Genomic DNA, 24,474 nt, shown 5'->3' with positions numbered 1-24,474 from the left:
ATACGAATATGAAATATTGGGAAATACTACTCATTAAACAACAAGAAAGAGGCAAAGATGGACTAACGATTCCATTTCTTATAGGAAGTCAAAAATATTTTTCTTCAGAAGTGAGTTATAACATTAACTCTTTAATTCAAGAAATGGCCATTAGCAAGACATTTGAAACTTGCATAAGATATTGTATGGGAACACAGACGTTAATCGCAGAAGTGAGAAAAGAGAAAAATGCTGTTTATTACGTCAAGGATAATCAAGAGGTAACAAATATTTCGATCGGAGTAATGTCCAAAGGGGATTTAGGATTAGAACTCGACCAAGTAATTGAAAATCTCATTGATAAATTTCTAATTCCCATTAAAGATAATCAATTTTCTGCTGAACCAAATGTAAATGGACGTTGCGTGAAATGGAATAAATTTTCGACACAGGATATTCAGTTCATTCGAGACTCATTTAATACATTTTAATATCAATTATAACATAATTACCCCATTTAATAAGCAATGATTTCCCAACGAAGAATTAAGTAGAAATTATTACTTATATAATTAATCATTCTTCAAAATTAACCTTTCTCCTCAACACGCTTAAAGGAATTTCCGGCATAAACGCTCACGTGGCATTTGCGCACAGGCTATTTATATCCGTTCCTCCTTTGCTTAGTTGCGGATAAAGGTTGCTGCTGTTTCATAATTAATTAAAATAATATGAAACAGAAAGAATTCTTTAACGTTGCCGAAGTGCAACTAAGTTACAATCCACATTTTAAAGCACAAGAGCGACCTCAAATCAGCAGTTCTAAGCAAGCTTATGATTTACTGATTAGTAATTGGGATAAGAGTTTGATTAACTTCTTAGAACAAGCTAAAATGATATTATTAAACCGAAACAATAGAGTTTTAGGAATAGTTGATTTATCAAAAGGTGGGGGAAGTTCAACGGTAATGGATACTAGGGTAGTATTTGCAATTGCATTGAAGTCGACAGCAACTAGCATTATTTTAGCTCATAATCATCCGAGTGGAAATTTAAGACCATCTAGTGATGATATAAGGATAACTAACAAGTTGAAAGAAGCTGCTAAGCTTTTGGATCTTGAGTTACATGATCATTTGATTATAACAGAAAATAGCTACTTTAGTATGGCAGAAGAAAGAATGATAATATTTTGAATAAAAGAAGATAAATTTGGCTAATCACAGTTGTGTTTACACCATTTGTTTACACCTTACAAATAAGAATACATACATTTATCTGATTATAAATAAATTAAGTTAACAATAAAGGCAGTAACGGCATTCATGGGGTGCTGGAGGTCGGAGGTTCGAATCCTCTCATCCCGACAGGAAAAAAACAATGTTTAACCAACAAAAAACCTAACTATCAAGCAAAGCCGATAGGCATTAACATGCTGACAGATTATTCTCTTTCTAATCTGGTTTTAATGTACAAATCATGTTTTTGTAAAATCGATCGTATTTGATATCAATACTTTAAAAAAAGCCCTTTAGGTAACGCTTCTGCCCTATATTTGTAGCCTAATGATTGCTTTTTTTAGACATAGATTTACAATTTATATACTCAGCTCTTTCTTGCTTTTGGGCTTTTCCCTAAAGGCAAGCAGCTGTTTTGGGTGTAAATGGTACAATCTGGTATGTGAACTAGAAGAAAAGCAACCCCTCGAAGATGAAGAAAATGCAAAAGATGACAAATCTGGCAGGGCAATCAAAAAAACTTGGGATATTTCGTCTGCTCATCCCTATCAAACCTTTTCGAACATAAGCATTGTAAACGAAGCGCACAACCGTGTGTACTTATTGTCCATCGTAAACGCACCTCTCCTATCAGTGCTAAGCGAGCCGCCCGAGCTGGGTTAAAATTCTATTTGCATATCAAGCATTACTAGATTACTTTTACCCCATTAATCAAAATTTACTTTTATAAAACATGAGTAATAAACATGATGCGCCATTAAGGCCTTGGCAGCGCCTAATCGCAATTTTGCACTTTGAGCGTTCATCTATCAACTATATCTTATTTTATGCCATCTTAATTGGTTTAATAGGCCTAACGCTACCTTTGGGCACTACAGCCATTTTTAACCTGCTAAGTAATGGCTCTATGTACAGTTCTACCTATATTTTAATTGGTGTGGTTTTGGCGGGTATTATTTTTGGCGGACTATTACTAATTGGCCAACTTAGCCTAGTAGAACTGGTAGAGCAAAAAATATTTGCCCGTACTTCGCTAGAGTTTGCCTACCGTCTACCACGTATCAAAAAAGCTGAACTGGAAGGCGAGTATCCGCCAGAGCTGATCAATCGGTTTTTCGGAATTTTAACCATACAAAAAGGATTAACTAAATTGGTGGTAGAAATTATCGCAGCGGCCATACTGATTGTTTTTAGTGCTATTTTGCTATCATTCTACCATCCATTTTACTTGGCTTTTGGTATTTTCATCGTACTGGTGCTACCTATCATTATTGGCCTTTACTTTAAAGAGGCGGTAAAAACGAGTATCAAAGAATCTACTTACAAATTTGAAGTAGTAGCCTACTTGGAAGAAATTGCCGCCAACTTAGATCATTACAGAGGAAACAAGGGAAAGATGGATGAGGCCATAAAAATAACGGATGAGATTACCTCTAACTATCTAAAATCTAGAACAAACCACTTTAAAATGCTACGTAAATTGTTTGCCAGTTCTATTCTTATTAGAGCAGTATTGATGGGTGCATTATTATTAATGGGATCGTATTTTGTAATAGAGCGCCAAATGACTTTCGGACAATTTGTGGCCGCAGAGGTAATTGTGGTGCAAATTAGCTATGCCGTAGAAAAAATCATGACCAGTATGAACACCATATTTGACATGATTACCAGCGCAGAAAAAATAGCTGTGGTAACAGACCTAGAACTTTACGACGGAGAGGAGGTTAAAAATGGCTAATCGTCACGAAGTAAACCATCAGCAACATTGGGAAAATCTTGCAGAAAAATCTAATGCATCGTTAATACCAATTAGCAGAATGCTTCTGCTAAAGAGAATCATCCTGTTTATTTTCATCCTATTTTTCATCATTTTATTTTTACCCTGGCGCCAAACCATACCTGGCAGAGGCACCGTTACGGCACTAAATCCCGAAGACCGCCCACAAACGGTACAAAACCAAATTGGCGGCCGTATAGAGCGTTGGTATGTTAGAGAAGGTCAGGAAGTTAAAAAAGGCGACACCATTTTACTTATTTCCGAAGTTAATCAATCTTACTTCGACCCCAATTTGTCGGTTCGTTTACAAGAACAACTAGAAGCAAAAAAGGGAAGCGAAGAGGCTGCCAAACAAAAAATGCAGGCTACCAACACTCAAATACAAGCACTTAACAGAGGTTTAAGCCTTCAACTTATTGCTGCTGAGAACAAAGTAAAACAAAGCCGCGATTATGTAAAAAGCGATAGCGCCGACCTTGTTGCCGTGCAACAGTTTTTCAAGGTAAGTCAGGCTAGATTAGAACGTTACGAGCAAGGTTATAAAGATGGGCTGTTTTCGCTAACCGATATCGAAACCCGCAGAATGAACTTTCAGAACGACAATGCCAAACTAATTGCGCAGCAAAACAAGTTAAACATTGCCAAGCAAACGTTAATCAATGCACAAATAGAGCTTGATAACATCAGGGCTAAATATCAAGAGGCCTTGGCCAAGGCGCAGTCAGAAATGGGCTCGGCACTGTCGGGTCAGGCATCTGCACAGGGAGATATTGCCAAGCTGCGTAATGAAATTGCCAACATCGGTTTTAGGCAGGGTTTATACGCTGTTAGAGCGCCACAAGATGGTTATGTTATTAAAACCATGAAAGCAGGTATTGGCGAAAATATTAAAGAAGGCGAGTCTGTAGCAACCCTACAGCCCAAAAACCCTTTGGTTGCCGCAGAAATTTATGTAGACGCCATGGACGTACCTTTGATACTCGACCGAAGCGAAGTGCGTTTACAGTTTGAAGGATGGCCTTCGGTACAATTTTCTGGTTGGCCATCGGTAGCGGTAGGTACATTTGCCGGAAGGGTTTTTTCTATCGATAAGATGGCAAGCCCAAATGGCACATACAGGGTTTTGGTAAAACAAATGGTTCCCGTTCCAGAAAAAGATGACCCTTGGCCTATCCAACTTCGTCAAGGATCGGGAGCTTATGGCAGGGTAATCTTAAATTCGGTACCGGTATGGTATGAAATATGGCGACAGCTAAATGGATTTCCCCCAAGTTTAGAAAAAGAACCAAAAGGCGAAGTAGCAAAATAGGAAATCATGAAAAAACTATGCTTATTGTTTTTCTTCCTATTGATGATGAAAAACAGCCATGCCCAAACAGATACCGGCAAAGTATTCTTAATTGATGACTTACGGGAAATCGTATTTCAAAATCACCCTATAATTAAGCAGGCAGCCCTTTTAAGCGAAGCTGCAAAGGCTAATGTAATGCAATCGTTAGGCTATTTTGATCCTGCCCTAAAAGCAGGCTTCGACAGAAAGGTTTTTGGCAATTCCGAATACTACAATCGCTGGACGAGCGAATTAAAAGTGCCGCTTTGGCTTGCTGGAGCAGATTTAAAGTTGGGCTACGACAGAAATGTGGGAGATTACACCAATCCCGAAACAAGCACGTCTACCGCTGGTTTAACTGGCATAGGCATCAGCATTCCACTAGGCCAAGGATTACTCATAGACTCTAGGCGCAACACCCTAAAACAAGCTAAGGTAATGGTAAAATATGCCGAAGCAGAGCGAGTAAAACAAATTAACACCACCTGGTTTACTATTGTAAGCGACTATTGGGACTGGTATTTTGCCTACAAACAATTTCAATTAATTAGCGAAGGGCTCGAGTTGGCACAAACCCGCTTCAAAGCCATCAGCAAGCAAACTGTTTTAGGAGACAAAGCCAGTATCGATTCGGTAGAGGCGGCAATTACCGTACAAGATCGTTTAATTCAATTCGAAAAAATGAAAGTAGATTTAACCAACGCTCGCCTCACGCTTTCTAACCATCTTTGGAACGAGCAGGCCCAACCTCTAGAACTCCCAGAAAGTGCCCGTCCGCCATTAGAAACTCCATTAAAAAACAAACCACAACAGCAGTTATTAGACACTTTATTGGCCTATGCCGATAAGCTACACCCAGATTTGATAAAGTTGCAGACCAAAGACGAGCAACTGGCCTTAGAACGTTCGTACCGGGCCGAATTGTTAAAACCAAAGCTCAATGTAGGCGCCTCGCTCCTATCGATGAGGAGAGATTTTAACAGCAACATACCCGATTATTATGATTTTAACATGGGCAATTACAAATTAGGCTTAGATTTTGTATTTCCCCTATTTTTAAGGGCAGAACGCGGTAAACTTAAAGAAGTTAAAATTAAGCAGTTAGAATTGCAGTATAACATTCAGCAAACCAATAGAGAAATTAAAAACTCCGTAATTGCCAGTTATAATCAACTAGATGCATACAGCCAGCAGTTGAGCGTACAAACGAGAAACATTGTTAACCAAGAAACATTACTTAAAGGAGAAACTGCCAAATTTAGCCTCGGCGAAAGTACATTGTTCTTAATCAACGCCCGCGAAACCAAACTCATTGATATGAAAATTAAACGCGAAGAAATGGTTATTGGCTACGAAAAAAAACTTGCCGAATTGTACTACAAAGCTGGAACGAGGTTATAATTGATAGTCGAAAAGCAACACCAGTATTTCAACTGTACCTAAAGTCCTGCACTTTGCTCCAAGTCCTCGGCTTCGCTACGCTTGCCTGTGGGCTTTCCGCTTCGTTCAGGTTTATTTTACGCACTACATGTTTTCATAGCACGGTTTTTTCCGTACTGCTTTAGCCAAATTAACGTGAGTTATGGGTTTTTACATTTGATTATCAAATTGTTAGTTCAATAGTAATTAAGTATGATTGCCATTGCGAGGCACGAAGCACCTGCGTAGCAAGCTTAAATGCAGATGAAGAAAAAAATAAAGTAATGAAAAATCTTAAAGCGGTTGTTTTGTTGCCTGCAATAGTTGTAGGATTGCTTCGTGCCTCGCAATGACGGACTAAGACCCATAATTTACGTTAAATTAAACAGCATAGCAGCGGCAGCTCCCAGTCTCAGCGGGACTATAGCGTATGGCCTTACAAGCAATGATTAGAAAGCAGAAACCCAATTTTCAGAAAAATTATCCAATAAAAAAGGAGCAAAGATTTAGGCACATCGTGCTTCATCTTTGCTCCTTATTCTTTTTTCTATTCTTAGCAATACTGCTCAAATGCGCCAATTAAGTTTTCGGCAATCATTTGTGCTGGTCTACCTTCAATCTGATGACGCTCAACAATATGAACTAATTTACCATCTTTAAACAATGCCATCGAAGGCGAAGAAGGAGGAAAAGGCATCATATAAGATCTTGCTCTATCAACAGCATCTTTTTCCATCCCTGCAAAAACGGTTACCAATTTATCTGGGTGTTTAGCGTTGGCAGCTGCCAATTTAGCCGCTGGGCGAGCATTTGCCGCAGCACAACCACAAACAGAATTTACCACTACAAACACGGTTCCTTCGCCTTTAATGGCTGCATCAACCTCTTCAACGGTTTTTAACTCATCAAAACCAACATTGGTTAACTCGGCACGCATTGGCTCTACTAAATATTCTGGATACATATCTATTTTTTAAAATGTGGATGCAAAAATAATCATTTTGTATAGGTTTTCTACTTTTAAGCGTTATTAAACCTAGTTTTAACAATAAGATGATATTGGAAGCATCTTCTATATATAATTGAAAATCATATATTTGCTTACCAAGATAAACAAAATACGAATACCCATGTCGAAACGGAAAGATAAAACAACCGTCATTTTTCTTGATCAAAACCAGAATTACAACCAACCTTTTCAAATTAAAACCTACTACATTAGGCACTGGAAAAAATTTGCAATGCTGCTGCTGGCTTTTGTGTGTCTTCTTTTAGGTGTAATTATGCACTTGGTAAAAACCAAGGCCCAAATGCAACGGGCTAACAAAGATTTAGCAATGCTCCTAGAAAAGCAAAAATCTGAAGCGGTACTATTAGATACTGCCACTATTAAAAAACATTACCTTTCTATCGATGATAAATTAAAAACCATCAACAAGTATTTAAAAGCTCGGGGACTAAAACCAATGCCAAAAAGCCAAGGCGGCGAATTAGATGCCGAACTAGGATCTACTGAGGAGATTGGTAGTTTTTATGAAGAATACCTTAAAAGAATGATTCGTTTGGTAGGTTTTACACCAATGGGTTATCCGCACAAAGGCCGTATCAGTTCTAATTTTGGTCACAGGGCAAACCCTTTTACAGGCGAAAGTATAGAGCGGCACAAGGGCCTTGATATCAAAGGCAATCATGGCGAAGTTGTAAAAACCACGGCAAATGGCAAGGTTAAATTTGCCAATCGCAAAGGCGGATATGGGAATGTGGTTATCATTGAACATGGTAATGGTTTTGAAACTTACTACGGCCATCTATCAAAAATCTCAGTAAAACAAGGACAAAAAGTAGCCGCCGGAGATATCATAGGTCGTATTGGTTCAACAGGAAGATCTACAGGCCCACACCTACATTACGAAGTACACAGAAATGGCAAAATTGTTAACCCAAAATCTTACTTAACCATCGAATAACATGTTCAAAAGAAATAAAGAGGCGAAATCACTAGACTTAAACCAACAAGAAATCAGTACATTAATTGGCTACGGCTATGAAATTACTGGCGAAATCAACGGTAAATCCGTAATTAGAATAGATGGCAAAGTGACAGGAAACGTAACTACCGAAGGAGGCCTGATTTTAGGAGAGAAAGGCGAAATCACGGGTAACGTAAAAACCAAATCGGCAGTAATTTATGGAGCGGTAACTGGCAATGTACAAGCCCTGCAACTCGAAATCAAAAAAACGGGAATTGTTAATGGCGATATCAAAACAGAAACTCTGGAAATAGAATTGGGCGCCCAGTATAATGGAAAGTTAGAGATGAAACAAATCATCAAATCTGAAGAAAAAGTTTTAAAGGCAGTATAAATAACAAATGCCCCAGTTTTTGGGGCATTTGCGATATTTAGTTTTTATTGATTTTGCCAATTTAATATAGCTTCTTTCAATGCTTCTTGATCAGATAATACTTCAAAACCAAATATCGCGATGAATACAATATTTAATAGAAGATAGATAGCACTAAACACTATGCCAATTATAGCACAAATCCTACCAGCATTTAAATTTTTTAAAGAGCTCTCAGAATAGATACCTAGATTAGCCGCATACAAAGTTTTATCTTTTTTAGCTAATATTAGAGCGATAATACCCAAAATTAGACCGATAATACCATAGCAGCAGCAAGTTAGAATAGACAATATGCCTAATACTAACACCGCCGTAGCATTTGGTAAAGATTGCTGAAATCCTACAACACCTAAATACTCATTTTTTGGAGGAAATGAATTCCCCTGATTAAAAGAGGGTTGCGACGGCTGGCTCGGTTGTGGGTTTTGAGACGCTTGTCCTTCTTGTTCTTCTGACATAATTTTAGAATAATTGTTGATGATAAACTTTATAAATATAGTTAATTATGATAATTACGGTAATTAAAATATATAATGTTTTGATAATTAGTGCACCGTGCTTAAAATCGAATTTGAGATGAAACAAGGCAAAAATTAACAATATTAAGATAGAAAAAGTGGGCGGATAAAATTTAAAGGAAGCTACAACATCGCCTTTCAGCAACGAAACTATCGACCTTTGCAAACCGCATCCCGGGCAGTCTAACCCTGTTAATTGCTTAAAAGGACAAGCCAATAAATGATTTTCGAGCCAATGGATAAAACCATTTCCTTCGCCAACTAAAGCCAACATAAATATTGCTAATGCCTTTTTCATTTGGGGCTAAAATATAAATAAGCCTTTAATTATTGCCACGGTATTTGTTAAATTGCGATAAATAGTTATAAAATTATGAAACGACTAATCTTATTTGCAATACCATTACTAGCCCTACAGGCACAAGCACAAAAACCAGAAGATACAGAATTTTACCAACCCGTACCACCAAAGGTTACGCCTGGCAAAACATTTTCTGATGCACCCTCAGATGCGTTTATCCTTTTTGATGGTAAAAATTTAGACCAATGGGTATCGGTAAAAGACAAAGCCAAACCTGCCGCCTGGACAGTTGCCAACGGTGCTTTTACCGTAAAAAAGGGTACCGGAAATATCGAAACCAAAAAATCTTTCTTGAACTATCAACTACATTTAGAGTGGAAAATCCCTGCTAACATTACAGGCAAAGGACAAGCTAGAGGAAACAGTGGTCTGTTTTTGGCCTCAACTGGTAGTGGCGATGATGGCTACGAACTGCAAATTTTAGACAATTACAACAACAACACTTACGTAAACGGCCAAGCTGGTAGCATTTACAAACAGTTTATCCCTTTGGCAACCGTAAATAAAAAGCCTGGCGAGTGGCAAACCTACGATGTAATTTGGACTGCACCAGTTTTTAATGCAGATGGCTCCTTAAAATCTGCAGCTAGGGTTACCGCTTTCTTTAACGGCGTGTTGGTACAAAATAACATTGCGCTAGAAGGCCCAACGCAGTACATCGGCAAAGCATCGTACCAAAAAGCACATGGTGCCTGCCCTATCAAATTGCAAGACCACGGCGACCCAAGCGAGCCTATTAGCTTTAGAAATATCTGGATTAGGGAGTTGTAAACCTATCAAGTTAATTTTATCAATAATTAACGTGAGTTATGGGTCTTAATCTTGGGTAACCGACCCTGAAATAAATTTGCTTAGCAGCTACTGCGTGGTCAGGGTGACGGTATGGGCGGTTCGTCATGCTGAATTTATTTTACTGCGTAGCTTTCCGCTTTGCTACAGGTCAGCATCAGCTTTTAAATCTATTTTTTAAAATAAAATTTTTGAAATAAACACTTAACTTACTGATAAACAGATAAAACTATCCGTAATTCACGTTAATTAAAAAGGCGATAAAAAAATTAATCTTTAGACAATCAAGAAAAACTATCCATCAGTTTAAAAACTAAAATTTCATAATATGAAATAAATTTCAAATATTAAAACTACCTTTACACCACCTATGATTATCATTATTAAACGCACCTTGTTGGAGTTTTCCAAGAAGCATGCAACTGCAGCAGATCCATTAAATCAATGGTATCAAAAAGCGAAAAATGCAAATTGGAAGAATTTAGCTGAAATTAAAAAAGATTTTAATCATGTTGACTATGTGGGTAATGACAGGTATGTATTTAATATAAAAGGTAATTACTACCGCTTAATAACAATGATTTTCTTTGATACAAGAACAATCTATATACGATTTATAGGTACGCATAAAGAATATGATAAGATAGATTGCAAAAACATTTAAAAGATGATTACCAAAATTAGAACAGAAGCACAATACGGCGAGGTAATGAAACTCATTGAGAAATATCTAGCTAAAGCAACAAAAGCTGGAGGATTTAGTGAACTTAATAAAACAGAAAGAGAAGATTTACAAAAACTTAGCCTCCTAGCAGAAGATTACGAAGATAACATGGTAAGCATAATGCCATTACCATTGACATTAAAAGCTGTCGTAAAAAATAAAATAGACGAGATGAATATTAACCAAGCAAAACTTGCTGAAATTTTAGGTTTAGGTACAGCAAAACTATCTCAAATATTAAATGGCAAGCGCCAACCAGATGTACCTTTTTTAAAAGCACTTCACTCTAAATTAGGTATAAGTGGAGATTTTTTATTGGAAAGTGTGTAAGAAATATTTATTTCTTCTTAGCCCACCAATCCGATTATCTTTGCGCAAAATTTAATCAGTACAAACCGTGATCAACGTAAATAATGTTTCTGTGTCTTTTGGTGGCACTACCCTTTTTAGTGATGTTTCTTTCTCAATCAACGAAAACGATAAAATTGCCCTGATGGGTAAAAATGGCGCCGGAAAATCAACTTTGTTAAAAATTATTGCCGGTGTTGGCCAACCTACCAGTGGTAATGTTTCTGGACCAAAAGATGCAGTTATTGCTTATTTACCGCAGCACTTACTCACGCAAGACCACTTAACGGTGTTTGAAGAAACCTCTAAGGCTTTTGAGGAGGTTTACCAAATGCGTGATGAACTGGAAGACCTGAACAAGCAATTAGAAACCCGTACCGATTACGAAACCGACGATTACATGAAGGTAATTGAGCGTGTATCAGAGTTGAGCGAAAAATTTTATTCTATAGAAGAAACCAATTACGATGCCGAAGTAGAAAAGGTATTGAAAGGTTTAGGGTTTTTACGTAGCGATTTTACCCGCCCTACATCAGAGTTTTCTGGCGGATGGCGGATGCGTATAGAACTCGCTAAAATCCTTCTTAAAAAACCTGATTTAATTTTACTAGATGAGCCTACCAACCACATGGATATCGAAAGTATCCAATGGCTGGAAGAATTCTTAATCACTTCGGCTAAAGCGGTAATTGTAATTTCTCACGACCGTGCCTTTGTAGATAACATTACCAACCGTACCATAGAGGTAACCATGGGACGTATTTACGACTACAAGGCCAAATACACCCATTACTTGCAGTTGCGTCAAGAACGCCGCCAACACCAACTAAAAGCTTACGAAGAACAGCAGCGCTTTATTGCCGACAACCAAGAATTTATCGACCGATTTAGAGGTACCTATTCTAAAACCTTACAGGTACAATCTAGGGTTAAAATGTTAGAGAAGCTCGAAATTATAGAAATTGATGAGGTAGACACTTCTGCTTTGCGCCTGAAGTTCCCGCCTTCTCCACGTTCTGGCCAGTATCCGGTAATTGTAGAAGACTTAACCAAAGCTTATGGCAACCACGTGGTGTTCGAAAAAGCAGCTATGGTGATTGAAAGAGGCGAAAAAGTAGCTTTTGTAGGTAAAAATGGCGAAGGTAAATCTACCATGATCAAAGCCATTATGGGCGAGATTGATTTTGAAGGTTCGCTTAAAGTTGGCCATAATGCCAAAATAGGCTACTTTGCCCAAAACCAAGCGTCTTTATTAGACGAGAGCCTAACCGTTTTTGATACCATTGATCAAATTGCCGTGGGCGATGTTCGAGTGAAAATCAAGGATTTGTTGGGTGCCTTTATGTTTAGCGGCGATGATACCACTAAAAAAGTAAAGGTATTATCTGGCGGAGAAAAAACCCGCTTAGCAATGATTAAACTCCTGTTAGAACCGGTTAACGTATTAATTCTCGATGAGCCTACCAACCATTTGGATATGAAAACCAAAGACATCATTAAAGAGGCCTTGCAAGATTTTGACGGCACTTTAATTCTGGTTTCTCACGATAGGGATTTCTTGGACGGATTAGCGAACAAAGTATTCGAATTTGGCAACAAACGCGTTCGCGAACATTTTTCGGATGTGAAAGGCTTCTTGGAATATAAAAAAGATGAACAGTTTGAAGGAGATCGAGAAGTAGAAAAACTTGGCTTAATTTTTGAAACAAGTGCAGTAACGCTCTCGCTACAAGTTGCTTTTAACCAAACTTTTCTAACACAAATAAAGTTTTATCTTTGTAAGTGAGGGTTATACAAAATGGCGCAGTACAGCTTATATGGGGATCAGGAGTTGGTCGAATCAATGCGAAGTGGCGATGAACGTGTGCTCATCGAAATCTACAATCGCTATTGGGACAAAATGCTCGCCGTTGCGTACAATCGTTTGGGAAACCAAGAAGAGGCAGAAGAATGCGTGCAAGACGTACTGTATAAGCTTTGGAAACTTCGCGACGATTTTGGTCATTCTGAAACAAATCTCATCAATTACCTCTCCCGTGCCGTTAGAAACCAATCTTTCAATATCTTAGATAGCCGCCACCGCGAAAGATTAAAATCTGAAAACTACCAGCCAGCGGCTGATGTCAATCATCTTTCTCCAGAACGTACGCTTATTGTTCGCGAATTGCAACAGCAATTAGACAACTCTATTAAGGCCTTGCCACCACAATGCCAGCTAGTTTTTAAACTTAGCCGACAAGACGGCCTATCTAACAAAGAAATTGCGAAAAATCTTAATCTTTCTGAGAATACAGTGAAGTCGCATTTGAAAAAAGCAGACAAAGAAATCAAAGGCAACATGGAATTTTTGACCTCTTTGCTCTTTATTTACACTTTTTTCAAAAATAATCAACCTCCACTAACCCCAATTAGTTTTTTTTCTGTCTATCAAGATAGAAAAGCATTAGAATGGAGCAAAACTCAGCATATATAGAGCTATTAGTTTATAAATTTAATACAGGAACAATCTCCACGCAAGAATTAGACGTTCTTAAAGATTGGTATAATAGCCATGATGATGAGTTGGTTCATATCATCACTAAACAAAACGACACCCTCAATACGGTAAAATCTCGCATGCTTGATGGTTTACTAGCAAAAATCAACGAAACCGAAACTAAGCCATCTAAAAATTTCCGTATTTGGCGATGGGCTGCAGCAACAGCAGCGATTTTTGTTTTGATGCTGGGCAGCTGGTTGGCGCTCAATCAGGAAAAACCACAAGTACAACACTTAGCTAACCACACCAACATTGAACCAGGTGGTAACAAAGCTACGCTCACACTCGCCAACGGCAAAACCATTGCTTTAAGTAGTGCCCAAACCGGCATCTTAACCGGAAAAGATATTCGCTACAACAATGGCCAGCCCATTGGCAACACCGCAAATGGCAATGCAAACGAGGGCATGCTCTCGCTACAAACACCACGCGGCGGAACCTACAAAATTACCTTACCAGATGGTACTGAAGTATGGCTAAATGCAGCCTCCAAAATCACTTATCCTTCGCAATTTGAAGGAGATACCCGTGTGGTTAGATTAGAAGGCGAAGCTTATTTTAACGTACAAACCACTTACGATAAATCACATCAGAAAATTCCGTTTCGCGTAATTACCAACCAACAAGAGATAGAAGTTTTGGGCACTCAATTTAATGTGAATGCCTATTTAGAAGAAGCATCGGTAAAAACCACACTTGTAGAAGGCAAAGTTGCCATTAACAACAAACAAGGCCGCACGCTACTATTACCTAACCAGCAAGCCGAAACTACAGGCGCAAATACCAAAGTAAAGCCTGTTAACGTATATAATTATGTGGCTTGGCGTGAAGGCAAATTCAGTTTTGACGGCAAAACATTTAAAGAAACCATGGATGAAATTGCCCGATGGTACGATCTCAAAATCGTTTACGAAAATGGTGTACCCGATGAAGAATTGATTGGTGATGCCTACCGTAACCAAAATATCCACTTTGTTTTACAACTGTTAGAAAAAGTGGCTCAAGTTAACTACAAATTAGACGTCTCTCGCCGCCAACTAACCATTGGAGAAAAGAAACCCAAATTGTAAACACCTAAACCAAACTAAAAAATGAGATGACCTATTAACCAAACTAACCTTAAAAAAACACACTGGACCAATATAAAAAAAGGAAAGGACGGCCATCCTCCCCTTTTAAGTATTTGATTGGTTCCAGTATGCATTTAACCTTCAGCAAACTTTTGCACCAATCAAACAACCTAATTTAATGAATAAAAACTATTTATCACAATTGATGAAGATCATCATGTGCATAATACTCACTGGATTTATGACGGTGAGTGCTGCAAGCTATTCTCAACAAATCACACTTAAAGGTAAGAACATACCTTTTTCTACCGTGCTAGATGCCATTAGAAAACAAAGTAGATACACCGTTTTCGGCACAAAAAAGTTAATCGAGTCTGCAAATCCTGTAAGCATTGATGCCAAAAACATGCCCCTTGTTCAATTTTTAGAACAAATTACCAAAGGCCAGCGCATGGATTTTGCTATTGAAGACAAAACCATCTCCCTATCTCCATTACCCTCAGAAAAACCGACAGAGACGTTACTGGTTAGGGTACAAAAAACGGTAAGCGGCACAGTACTCGACGCTGAAACCCGAGCGCCTTTGGTTGGTGTAAATATTCAACTAAAAGGAAGTTCTGTAAAAACACAAACAGATGCCAAAGGACAATACAAGTTGGTATTGCCTGCCTCCGAGAGTAAACAAGTTTTGGTGTTTAGTTATGTGGGGATGAACCGATTGGAAATTACTTACAAAAACCAAGAAACATTAGATGTAGAACTTACACCAGAAAATAACCCGATGGGCGAAATTGTAGTTACCGGTATTTACCAACGTAACCGCGAAGTGCATACGGGTTCTTCGGCAGTTTACAAGGCTAAAGATCTGATGATTGTAGGTAACCAAAATTTACTGCAAAGCTTAAAAACTCTCGATCCGTCTTTTGCAATTGTAGAAAATAACACTTTTGGTTCTGACCCCAACAGACTGCCCGACATCGAAATTCGTGGCAAAAGTAGCGTAATTGGATTAACCGATCAGTTTGCCACCAACCCAAACCAACCACTATTTATTTTAGATGGTTTTGAAAGTACCTTGGCCATTATTGCCGATTTAAGTATGGACCGAGTTGAGAGCATTACTTTGTTAAAGGATGCTTCGGCTACGGCAATTTATGGTTCTAAAGCTGCAAATGGTGTAGTAGTTATAGAAACCAAACGCCCAACCCCAGGCCAATTGCGCATTAATTACACTTTAAATGGTAGCGTGGGCTTTGCCGATTTAAGTGATTACAACCTGATGAACGCCGAAGAAAAGTTACAGTTTGAACTACTTTCGGGATTTTACGGATTGCTCGATGAAAACGGAAATATTCTTTTAGGTGCCAATCCGGCTAGCGAAGCCAACTATTATGATCGCTTAAAAGAAGTAAAACGTGGCGTAAACACCTACTGGGCTAACGAGCCTTTGCGAACCGCACTTACGCAACGTCATACTTTATTTGCCGAAGGAGGCGACCAGAACCTACGCTACAGCGTATCACTTAACTACGGCTTAACCAATGGTGTAATGCAAGGCTCAGACAGAGAAACCACCAACGGAAATATCCGCTTGTTGTACCGAAAAGGAAACTTCTCCGTTAACAACTCACTCAGTATCGACTATGTAAAATCCAACGTAGAATCTATGCCCTTTTCAGCCTTTTCTCGTGCCAATCCTTACTACAGAAAATACGACGATTTTGGAAACGTACGCAAGGTTTTAGAAGATTTTAGGGCTTACGGCAATGCAATGCTTTTGCCTCAATACAGTCCGCTTTACGACCAAAGCAACCTCAATATCAACGAATCTAAGTCTCAAGGTTTTACCAATAACTTTGAGATGGAATGGCGCTTATCGTCCTCGTTACGTGCCCGTGGCCGTTTTGGGCTACGTAGCATTGCTAAAAACCAAGTAATTTTCCGTTCGCCCTTTAATAGTGAATTTGAAAGCACCAATGCACTATTGAAAGGGAATTATAATGAAACTAACGATAAAGACATCAACTACGATGGAGATTTAGCCTTAACTTTTGGGAAACTTTTCGATGAAAAACACATGGTTAATGCAGTTGCGGGAATGCGAATGGAACAAAACAATACGCGTTTAAGTTCGTTCGCTGTGCGTGGCTTTACCGATGATGAATTTTCAAATCCTAATTTTGCTTTGGGTTATGTTAACGAAACACGCCCACCATACGCTGAAGCCAAACGCCGAGGAGCTAGTTTTTTTACCAATGCTGGTTACGCGTATGATCAACGCTATATCGTTGATGCTACGCTTCGCTCAGATGGCTCATCGGTATTTGGTTCAGAAAGACAGTTCTCTGTCATCTGGTCGTTGGGTTTAGGCTGGAATATCCATAACGAAGCCTTTATAAAAAACGCAGGCTTATCTTGGATAGAACAGTTGCGCCTACGCGGTTCAATTGGTAATCCTGGAAATCAAAACTTTAGCAGCTACATTTCAACCAGAATTTATCGTTACAACAACGAAAATAGAAACCCATTTGGCGCCAGTACCATCATTAACAATATGGGAAACAAAAACCTAGAATGGCAAACTACGCTAGACCGCAACATTGGATTGGATATGACTGCCTTTTCTAGCCGTTTTCGTTTTACGATAGATTATTTTGTTAAAGATACCGATCCATTGTTAGCAATTGTTACGCTGCCTGCCTCTACAGGTGTTTATCAAATTGCCCAAAACGTAGGCGGACAAACCACCAAAGGTTTTACCATTACAACTGATTATAGCATCATCAAAAAAAATCAGTTCAATTGGAGAATAAACCTAAATATGAGGCAGTTGAAAGCTAGATACCACGACATGGGTAATGCTTTAAACAGCTTTAACGAAGGCAATAAAAGCCGTAATCTGTTACGTTATTACGATGGTGGCAGTCCATCTGATCTTTGGGCGGTACGCTCGGTTGGCATAGATCCAGCAACAGGAAGAGAAGTTTTCTTGAATAAAAACGGAGAGCAAACCTTTGTACATAGCTACCAAGATGAAGTAGTAGTGGGCAATAGCGACCCGGATTTGGAAGGAATAGTTGGTACCAACTTATACTACAAAGGTTTTACGGTATCGTTAAATTTACGCTACAGAATTGGCGGACAAGCATTTATGCAAACCTTGTTTGATAAGGTAGAAAACATTACTACAACCGGTGTGGCGCTAAACCAAGACAAACGAGCCTTGTATGATCGCTGGAAGCAGCCTGGAGACAATGCTAAATTTAAAGCCATTTCCAGAACCGAAGTAACACCAATTTCATCTCGTTTTGTGGCAAACAATGATATGATTATTGGCGAGGCCTTTTCTATTGGCTATGAAAATTCTACAGCTAAATGGTTAAAAGCAGTAAGAGCTTCTTCTTTCACTTTTAGAGCTTATACTAACGATATTTTTCATATTTCAAGCATCAAAAACGAAAGAGGTATCGATTATCCATTTGCAAGATCAGTTTCGTTCTCGGCAGCCGTAAGATTCTAAAATTTAACCGTAACAACATGAAGATATTATATAAATTAAAATGCTGCTTGATTTTAAGCCTTTTTACGTTATCGTGCAATAAATGGGTAGATGTAAAACCCACCGATAGATTGGGCGAAGATCAACTTTTTGTAAACAAAGAGGGCTACCTTAAAGCACTAAATGGCGTATATGTAGAAATGGCAAATGAGATGCTTTACGGCAGAACCATGACCGCTGGCGCCATAGACGTGCTGGCTAATTATTATTATTTGCCAAGCTCTGTACACACTTTTTACAATTACACCGTATTTAGTTACCAGGAGGCGGGTCCTAAAGCCGCATTTAACAACTCGTGGGTAAAAGCTTATGAGCTTATTGCCAATTGCAACGTAATCTTAGAAAAATGTGGCAATGCACCAAGCCAAATACTTCCAGAGCCTTATTATGGCATTATTAAAGGCGAAGCATTGGCATTACGTGCCATGTTGCATTTTGATATGTTACGCCTTTACGGGCCAATTTATAACGAGGCAAACAAGGCTAAACCTGCCATACCTTACGTAAACAAAACGGGATTTGAAGTGCAGCCAATCTCAAGTTCAGAGCAAGTAATGTCGCAAATTACCAGTGATCTTAATGCAGCACTAGAATTAATGGCCAACACCGATCCTATCCGTACAGAAGGAGTTAGAAACATAGCTAATCCTAGTGGTCCCAACGATTTGTATTACCGTCAATATCGCTTAAATTTTTATGCTGCAAAAGCATTGCTATCACGTGCTTATCTATGGCAAAACAAAAAAGCCGATGCACTAACACAGGCAGAGGCTCTTTTGACAGAAGTACAAACTCCCACTAAAACGGTATTTCCTTATGTTACATTTGCCGCTGTATCTAATGTAGACAAGCCTGATCGTATGTTTTCTACAGAAGTGATGTTCAGTTTATATAACATTAATAGGGTTAGGGTTTACAACCAATTGTTTGATGTAAACCTTGTGCCAAACAGCAAACTATCGTTTACCGCAGGCGATGTAAATGAAGATCGGGTAAATTCAATTTACGACGATGCTAACGATTATCGCCGTAGGGTTTGGCAAAATGCTTCTTCAGGAACGGTTACGGCAACCACCAATGTGAAGTTTGCCGATGTGCTAGACGGCCCAGGCAGATACATGATGCCCTTAATCCGTATTTCGGAAGTGTTATTGATTGCCGCAGAATGCCATCCAGACTTAACTACAGCCACGGCCTATTTTAACAAATTGAGAACCGCTAGAAATTGTGTGAGTTTGAACCCTGCAAACGAAGCATTGCTAAAAACAGAAATTGGCAAAGAATATAGAAGAGAAATGCTTGGAGAAGGACAAACTTTCTTTTTCTATAAGAGAAATGCGTACGCCACTATTCCAAACCATACCACCTTGCGTATTACCCCAGAAAAAATCAATGTCCGTATCTAACTACACCGTACCACTTCCAGATAGCGAAATTGCTTTGAGAAACTAAATAAAAGACAGAAAGATGAAAAAGTTATTAATCTACATTTTAGCATTACCTCTAGGCCTGTTTTTTACGGGCTGCAAAAAAGAAATTATGGGCTACGAAGGTAAAGAAGGTGTTTACTTCGCAGTGCAACATGGTAACAAGTCGTTAAGCATTAATTCTTGGCCTTTTCAGCCGTTTAGCGACGTAGAATTTGTAAGAATAGGGCAAAGTGAGGTAGATTTTCCAGTAAAAGTGATGATTACCGGCCCAGTAAAAGATTACGATCGCGTTTTCCGATTAGAAGTTAATCCAGACTCTACTACCGCTGTAGAAGGGCAACATTATGCACCTTTACAAACAGAGTGGAAAATTCTGGCCAGACAAACTACCGTGGATGTAAAAATACGTTTAAAACGTTCTCCAGATTTAGAAAACAAAGCGGTAACTTTAGGCCTACGCCTTGTTGAAACCAGCGATTTTAAGCTTTCATTTCCAGAATGGGATGCCATCCCCAGCTTAACGGGAGGAGTAGTAGTTAAAGAATTTGATGCCAGTTTGCATACGCTACGTATCAATGATGTAATGATACAACCTGCAGTTTGGCCAGGGTCAATACAAGCTGGAAACAGAGAATCTGGACTTTTTGGAGCCTTCACACGTAAAAAAATGCAGTTCCTGATCGATAATTTAGGGCTAAAATACGAAGACTTTGCTAGCTCAGAAACGATGCCTCAGGCCCGCTATTTATTGGTAGCATCAGATGCAGCAGAAATCTTAAAAGCACGCTTTAATGCCAATAATCCCGTTCTCGAAGACGATGGGCGGTTAATGTTTATTGGATCGGTGCCATGGACAAGTATCATTGGCGTTCCTTTCTAAACAAGCATGATGGTTTTGAAACGCAGTGATGATTAATGAAACGCATGGATTTTTAATTAGAATGCTAATTGACATCGGGGAGATAAACCATTAAATGAGAATAAATCGATGAAACTATCAGCCATAAAAGGGAAAAAACAACGCTGATAGCTTCTATTAAAGACAAACCGAGCTTTCGAGCTCATGAAAAAATTATATAGGGATGAAAAAAAATTATATAATACTACTGCTTGCCTTATTTTTTATGGCGGCCTGCAGTAAAGACGAGGGCAATTACGATTATCAAGCAATCAACGAACTCGATATTCAAGACATTAAAACCGAATATTTACTACGTACTGGTATTGATACCCTTAAAATTAAGCCTAAAATTGAAGGTACCTTAGACCCTACAGTTGCGCCAGATAGGTACAGATATCTTTGGATTGTGAGGTTAAGCACCTTTGTTTACGATACCGTTGGCAGAGAAAAAGACTTAACTTATCCTATTAAATTAAATCCTACACCTTACGATTTATTTTACAGGGTTTTAGATAAAGAAACGGGAGTAACTTGGGCTGCAAATGTTAAACTAAATATTAGCACTCCATTTTCTAAAGGCATACTCATTATGGGCGAAGACACAGAAGGTTATGCCGAAGCTGAAATGCTTTCTATGCTATCAGATACTGTACATGTGAAGCATATTTTATCGAGCAGCAATCTGCCCAAGTTACGAGATCCAATCAGTTTGGTGCATACCAGCGGAACTGCCAATTACTCTAAACTGTGGGCTTTCACTAAAAGCGGTTCGTACTTTTTAGATCGAGCAACCATGGGCGGAAATCCTGCAAACAATTTTAATAGAACGCTTTACATATCAGAAGCTCTTGACGAATCTACGCTGCACCCCGTTGCTTATGCACCTCAAATTCGTACTGCTGCAGGTGCAATTGGTAGTACCTTGTACAGGGCAATGATTACCAAAGGTGGCGATGTATTTGCCAGCGTTCCGCTGTTAATGGGTGGCGACTATTTTAACAATCCGGTAAACCGTGTGGCAACCGCACAAAGTGTACGTATCCCAGCTGCCCCTTATATCTTATACCCTATCAACAGCATGAGCTCTTTTATGTGGTACGATACCCAAAACAATCGATTTTTAAATTACACAAGTATTGGTTCTGCAGTAGCCTCTACCACCCTAGCTGATGTATCAGGAAGTGCGTTTCCTTGGAACCAACCTGCGGGCAGAACATTAGTTTATGCCGAAAATACACGTAATACAGACGGTGGCTCTACCAACGGTAACTCTTTTGCCATTATGAAAGATGCCGACAATACCCACCATATTTACAAATTTTATGCTAACGGAACCAACCCCGCAAAACGTGCACTCTATACCGTAAAATCTATTGCAACAAATTTTGATAGAGCAAAGTTTTATGCCTTTTCTTCTAACAGAACCGTTGTATTTTATGCTGTAGATAATAAGCTATATGCCTATGATTACAATCCGGGTTTCGAGAAGATTTATACTTTCCCAGAAATTAGCGACGAAATTAGCATGATCAAGTTCGACACACAGATAGACCACGTGGTAAACAGCTTATACATTGCCACTTACAACCCTTCAACCAAAGGTACGCTCCGCAGATATGTAGTAGGCTCAAATCCCAACGTAGTTGAAATCAATTTAGCCGAGAACAGTACTTGGCCTGGCTTAGTTAAAGTAAAAGATATCAATTGGCGAGCAATTAACTAACCCCTTAAACATTACACAAATGAATTTTAAAAAAGTTATTCTCTTGGTGTTATCAATTTTCCCATTGGTGGCATTTTCACAAAATATAGACTACATCGTAGAAGGAAAAGTAAATGCAACCTACAACGGTCGTTTCGTTAAATTAATCTATACCCCAAACAGCGGCACCAAAAAAATAGACAGCACTCAAATTAACGGAGGCGAAGTTTGTCTTTAAAGGCCAGCTCAATCGGCCAGTGGCAGCAAAAATAACCCTAGGCAACGAAGATCATGGAGATCGCATTGATCTCTTCTTATCTGAAGGAACAGTTCGAGTAAACGCTAAAGACTCCATTCGCTACGCCAACATTAATGGCACCGAACTAGCAGAAACTTATGAAAAACTGGCCAAAGTGTTAAGACCATTAGAAGATGACTTTATGAGCAAATTTTTGCTAATTAAAACTATGCCAGACGGCGAAGCAAAAAAAGCGTATACCACTAAAATGCTTGCGGGTTTAGATGCTTATGGGCTTCAAAGAAGAGAAATTGTGCATCGCTTTGTACTAGACAACCCAAGTTCATACGTGTCGTTATACTTATTGGATAAAGGCTCGCCTGGTAAATTGATGAATTACGAGGCCACCAATCCATATTATACGAAATTGAGCAAAGCTCTTAAAGAAACGCCCCTAGGAAAAGAATTTGGAGAACGTTTATTGGCTTCTAAAGGTGTGCTAACAGGCGAGAAATTTATCGACTTTGTATCTACTACACCCGAAGGCAAAAAATTGAGCCTTAAAGAGGTACTGAGCAAAAACAAGTACACATTGGTAGATTTTTGGGCCAGCTGGTGCGGACCATGCAGAAAAGAAAATCCTAACGTAGTTAAAGCCTTTGATGCTTTTAAAAACAAGGGCTTTACGGTGTTAAGTGTTTCCTTAGATGACAACGCTGCCAAGTGGAAAGAAGCCATTGAAAAAGATGGCATGCCTTGGTACCACGTATCCAGTTTAATGGGATGGAAAGAGCCTGCAGCCGCACTGTATGGCATCAGAGCCATTCCGCAAAATGTATTGGTTGATGCACAAGGAAAAATCGTTGCGACCAATCTTCGAGCAGAAACACTTTACAATAAAATCGAATCGCTATTAAATTAATCAAAGCAATGAAATTTATTAAATATTTATGTAGCGTAGCAATTTATATATGTACGCTAAACATCGCTACAGCACAGCAGCCCTTTGTAGTAAAAGCAAAAATTACAAAACCTGCTTTCGAAAACAACATGGCATTAATGAGCTATATTGATGGCAAATTCAGCTACGATACCACCAGGTTTCGCAATGGACAAATTGAACTAAAAGGCAGCCTAAAAAGGCCTGTAAAAACATCACTATTTATTAATTATAGTAAAGAAGAGCGGGCAAAAACTAAAAAAACTGGCGAAAGTAGAACATTTTACATAGATGGTGGAACCACAACTATTATTGGCGAAGATTTGCTAACAGCCCAAATTACAGGCGGCGCCGAACAGGAAAAATTTGCCGAACTACAAAAGAACTTGAATGAAATAGGTTGGACAGAGCAAAGCAAAGACGATGCGTTAATTGCCAAACGCGATCAGCTATATCTAGAATTTATGCGTAAAAACCCTAATTCACAGGTATCTTTCGATTTGATGAAAGGGATGTCTACACCAAATTTCTTTTCGTCACGTGTAAAAGAAATGGAAAAAATTTTTACCGCTTTCCCAGCAAACTGGCAAAGCACTGAGGATGGAAAAAAAGTAGCAAAATTAATTGAAGGTGCCAAAAAATTAGGGATTGGCAAGCAGGCCATAGATTTTACGATGAATGATGTTGCCGGTAAACCCGTAAAACTATCTGATTTTAGAGGGAAATATGTGCTCCTAGATTTTTGGGCATCTTGGTGTTTACCATGCAGGGCAGAAAATCCAATGGTGGTAAAAGCCTACGAAAAATTTAAGGATCGCAACTTTACGGTACTCGGGGTATCCCTAGATAAAGAAAGCGCAAAAAAAGAGTGGATTGCCGCCATTGAAAAAGACGGATTACCTTGGACACACGTATCTGATTTAAAAGGTTGGGAAAATACGGCGGCACGTGCCTACGATGTGCAGTCTATTCCGGTTAATTACTTAATTGATCCGCAAGGCAAAATTGTTGGCGTAGGCTTACGTGGCGAGAATTTGATGAAAGAACTAGAGAAATTATTTGAAAATTAAAGAGCATTGGTATTTTACCACACTAAGTATAGTAGATTTAGTGTGGTAAAATTTAAATAATTAATCCTTACATCCAGCCGTATATCAAAGCTTAACTTTCTTCAAGCTACACTGCGTACCTGAGTACATCATCATC

At 38.8% G+C, this 24,474-nt stretch carries 23 protein-coding genes and 1 pseudogene; 21 read left to right on the top strand and 3 right to left on the bottom strand.

Annotated features, from left to right (window positions below):
- Positions 1 to 8 precede the first annotated feature (8 nt).
- From OVA16_RS11525 to OVA16_RS11500, 6 genes are all read left to right on the top strand, one after another.
- On the top strand, positions 9 to 470 hold the full coding sequence (locus OVA16_RS11525) for a hypothetical protein (protein ID WP_267759485.1): 462 nt from the start codon (positions 9 to 11) through the stop codon (positions 468 to 470).
- A gap of 240 nt (positions 471 to 710) precedes the next feature.
- On the top strand, positions 711 to 1,175 hold the full coding sequence (locus OVA16_RS11520; RefSeq protein ID WP_267759483.1) for a JAB domain-containing protein: 465 nt from the start codon (positions 711 to 713) through the stop codon (positions 1,173 to 1,175).
- Between the two features lie 369 nt (positions 1,176 to 1,544).
- Positions 1,545 to 1,880, top strand: coding sequence for a hypothetical protein (locus tag OVA16_RS11515; RefSeq protein ID WP_267759481.1), 336 nt, complete (start codon positions 1,545 to 1,547; stop codon positions 1,878 to 1,880).
- Positions 1,881 to 1,950: 70 nt separating this feature from the next.
- A complete protein-coding gene (locus tag OVA16_RS11510) occupies positions 1,951 to 2,955 on the top strand; it encodes an ABC transporter transmembrane domain-containing protein (protein WP_267759479.1) in 1,005 nt (334 codons plus the stop codon).
- Positions 2,948 to 4,303 (top strand): HlyD family secretion protein, encoded by a 1,356-nt coding sequence (locus OVA16_RS11505; protein WP_267759477.1) that lies wholly within the window; start codon positions 2,948 to 2,950, stop codon positions 4,301 to 4,303. The genes OVA16_RS11510 and OVA16_RS11505 overlap by 8 nt, the downstream gene beginning before the upstream one ends.
- 6 nt (positions 4,304 to 4,309) lie before the next feature.
- Complete coding sequence (locus OVA16_RS11500) at positions 4,310 to 5,725, top strand: TolC family protein (RefSeq protein ID WP_267759475.1); 1,416 nt, start codon at positions 4,310 to 4,312, stop codon at positions 5,723 to 5,725.
- A gap of 571 nt (positions 5,726 to 6,296) precedes the next feature.
- On the opposite strand, the gene OVA16_RS11495 is transcribed toward OVA16_RS11500, so the two are convergent.
- Positions 6,297 to 6,707 (bottom strand): BrxA/BrxB family bacilliredoxin, encoded by a 411-nt coding sequence (locus OVA16_RS11495; protein ID WP_267759473.1) that lies wholly within the window; start codon positions 6,705 to 6,707, stop codon positions 6,297 to 6,299.
- Positions 6,708 to 6,873: 166 nt separating this feature from the next.
- Here OVA16_RS11495 and OVA16_RS20085 point away from each other — a divergent pair, with 166 nt between their 5' ends.
- Together OVA16_RS20085 and OVA16_RS11485 are read left to right on the top strand one after the other, a co-directional pair.
- Positions 6,874 to 7,710 carry a M23 family metallopeptidase gene (locus OVA16_RS20085; protein WP_324288368.1) on the top strand — a complete coding sequence of 279 codons (837 nt, stop codon included), beginning with the start codon at positions 6,874 to 6,876 and terminating at the stop codon, positions 7,708 to 7,710.
- Position 7,711: 1 nt separating this feature from the next.
- The gene (locus OVA16_RS11485; RefSeq protein WP_138730435.1) at positions 7,712 to 8,107 is read left to right on the top strand and encodes a bactofilin family protein; all 396 of its coding nucleotides are present in this window, start codon (positions 7,712 to 7,714) and stop codon (positions 8,105 to 8,107) included.
- Between the two features lie 44 nt (positions 8,108 to 8,151).
- Here the strand turns inward: OVA16_RS11485 and OVA16_RS11480 are convergent, their stop codons facing one another.
- On the bottom strand, positions 8,152 to 8,607 hold the full coding sequence (locus OVA16_RS11480) for a CCC motif membrane protein (RefSeq protein ID WP_212751597.1): 456 nt from the start codon (positions 8,605 to 8,607) through the stop codon (positions 8,152 to 8,154).
- A gap of 4 nt (positions 8,608 to 8,611) precedes the next feature.
- The gene (locus OVA16_RS11475) at positions 8,612 to 8,965 is read right to left on the bottom strand and encodes a DUF2752 domain-containing protein (protein WP_267759467.1); all 354 of its coding nucleotides are present in this window, start codon (positions 8,963 to 8,965) and stop codon (positions 8,612 to 8,614) included.
- 75 nt (positions 8,966 to 9,040) lie between these two features.
- Between OVA16_RS11475 and OVA16_RS11470 the strand changes: the two genes are divergently transcribed.
- From OVA16_RS11470 to OVA16_RS11410, 13 genes and pseudogenes are all read left to right on the top strand, one after another.
- Positions 9,041 to 9,799, top strand: coding sequence for a 3-keto-disaccharide hydrolase (locus tag OVA16_RS11470; RefSeq protein WP_267759465.1), 759 nt, complete (start codon positions 9,041 to 9,043; stop codon positions 9,797 to 9,799).
- A 388-nt stretch (positions 9,800 to 10,187) separates the two neighbouring features.
- Positions 10,188 to 10,481, top strand: a complete 294-nt coding sequence (locus OVA16_RS11465) for a type II toxin-antitoxin system HigB family toxin (RefSeq protein WP_267759463.1) — start codon at positions 10,188 to 10,190, stop codon at positions 10,479 to 10,481.
- Positions 10,482 to 10,484: 3 nt separating this feature from the next.
- Positions 10,485 to 10,871: a helix-turn-helix domain-containing protein gene (locus tag OVA16_RS11460; protein WP_267759461.1), complete on the top strand. Its 387-nt coding sequence runs from the start codon at positions 10,485 to 10,487 to the stop codon at positions 10,869 to 10,871.
- A gap of 67 nt (positions 10,872 to 10,938) precedes the next feature.
- Positions 10,939 to 12,571, top strand: a pseudogene (locus OVA16_RS11455) (ABC-F family ATP-binding cassette domain-containing protein).
- A 116-nt stretch (positions 12,572 to 12,687) separates the two neighbouring features.
- Positions 12,688 to 13,362 carry an RNA polymerase sigma factor gene (locus tag OVA16_RS11450; RefSeq protein ID WP_267759457.1) on the top strand — a complete coding sequence of 225 codons (675 nt, stop codon included), beginning with the start codon at positions 12,688 to 12,690 and terminating at the stop codon, positions 13,360 to 13,362.
- A complete protein-coding gene (locus OVA16_RS11445; protein WP_267759455.1) occupies positions 13,338 to 14,498 on the top strand; it encodes a FecR family protein in 1,161 nt (386 codons plus the stop codon). Before OVA16_RS11450 ends, OVA16_RS11445 begins: the two co-directional genes overlap by 25 nt.
- Before the next feature lie 178 nt (positions 14,499 to 14,676).
- On the top strand, positions 14,677 to 18,018 hold the full coding sequence (locus tag OVA16_RS11440) for a SusC/RagA family TonB-linked outer membrane protein (RefSeq protein WP_267759453.1): 3,342 nt from the start codon (positions 14,677 to 14,679) through the stop codon (positions 18,016 to 18,018).
- 17 nt (positions 18,019 to 18,035) lie between these two features.
- Complete coding sequence (locus tag OVA16_RS11435; protein ID WP_267759451.1) at positions 18,036 to 19,463, top strand: RagB/SusD family nutrient uptake outer membrane protein; 1,428 nt, start codon at positions 18,036 to 18,038, stop codon at positions 19,461 to 19,463.
- A gap of 61 nt (positions 19,464 to 19,524) precedes the next feature.
- Positions 19,525 to 20,367, top strand: a complete 843-nt coding sequence (locus OVA16_RS11430) for a DUF4843 domain-containing protein (RefSeq protein WP_267759449.1) — start codon at positions 19,525 to 19,527, stop codon at positions 20,365 to 20,367.
- A 202-nt stretch (positions 20,368 to 20,569) separates the two neighbouring features.
- The gene (locus OVA16_RS11425; protein WP_267759447.1) at positions 20,570 to 22,111 is read left to right on the top strand and encodes a PKD-like family lipoprotein; all 1,542 of its coding nucleotides are present in this window, start codon (positions 20,570 to 20,572) and stop codon (positions 22,109 to 22,111) included.
- A 19-nt stretch (positions 22,112 to 22,130) separates the two neighbouring features.
- On the top strand, positions 22,131 to 22,328 hold the full coding sequence (locus OVA16_RS11420; RefSeq protein WP_267759443.1) for a hypothetical protein: 198 nt from the start codon (positions 22,131 to 22,133) through the stop codon (positions 22,326 to 22,328).
- Between the two features lie 19 nt (positions 22,329 to 22,347).
- Positions 22,348 to 23,250 carry a TlpA family protein disulfide reductase gene (locus OVA16_RS11415; RefSeq protein ID WP_267759441.1) on the top strand — a complete coding sequence of 301 codons (903 nt, stop codon included), beginning with the start codon at positions 22,348 to 22,350 and terminating at the stop codon, positions 23,248 to 23,250.
- Positions 23,251 to 23,258: 8 nt separating this feature from the next.
- Complete coding sequence (locus tag OVA16_RS11410; protein ID WP_267759439.1) at positions 23,259 to 24,338, top strand: TlpA disulfide reductase family protein; 1,080 nt, start codon at positions 23,259 to 23,261, stop codon at positions 24,336 to 24,338.
- The last annotated feature ends 136 nt before the right edge of the window (positions 24,339 to 24,474 follow it).

Source organism: Pedobacter sp. SL55 (assembly GCF_026625705.1).
GTDB lineage: Bacteria > Bacteroidota > Bacteroidia > Sphingobacteriales > Sphingobacteriaceae > Pedobacter.
This window is presented reverse-complemented; position numbering and strand designations above follow the sequence as displayed.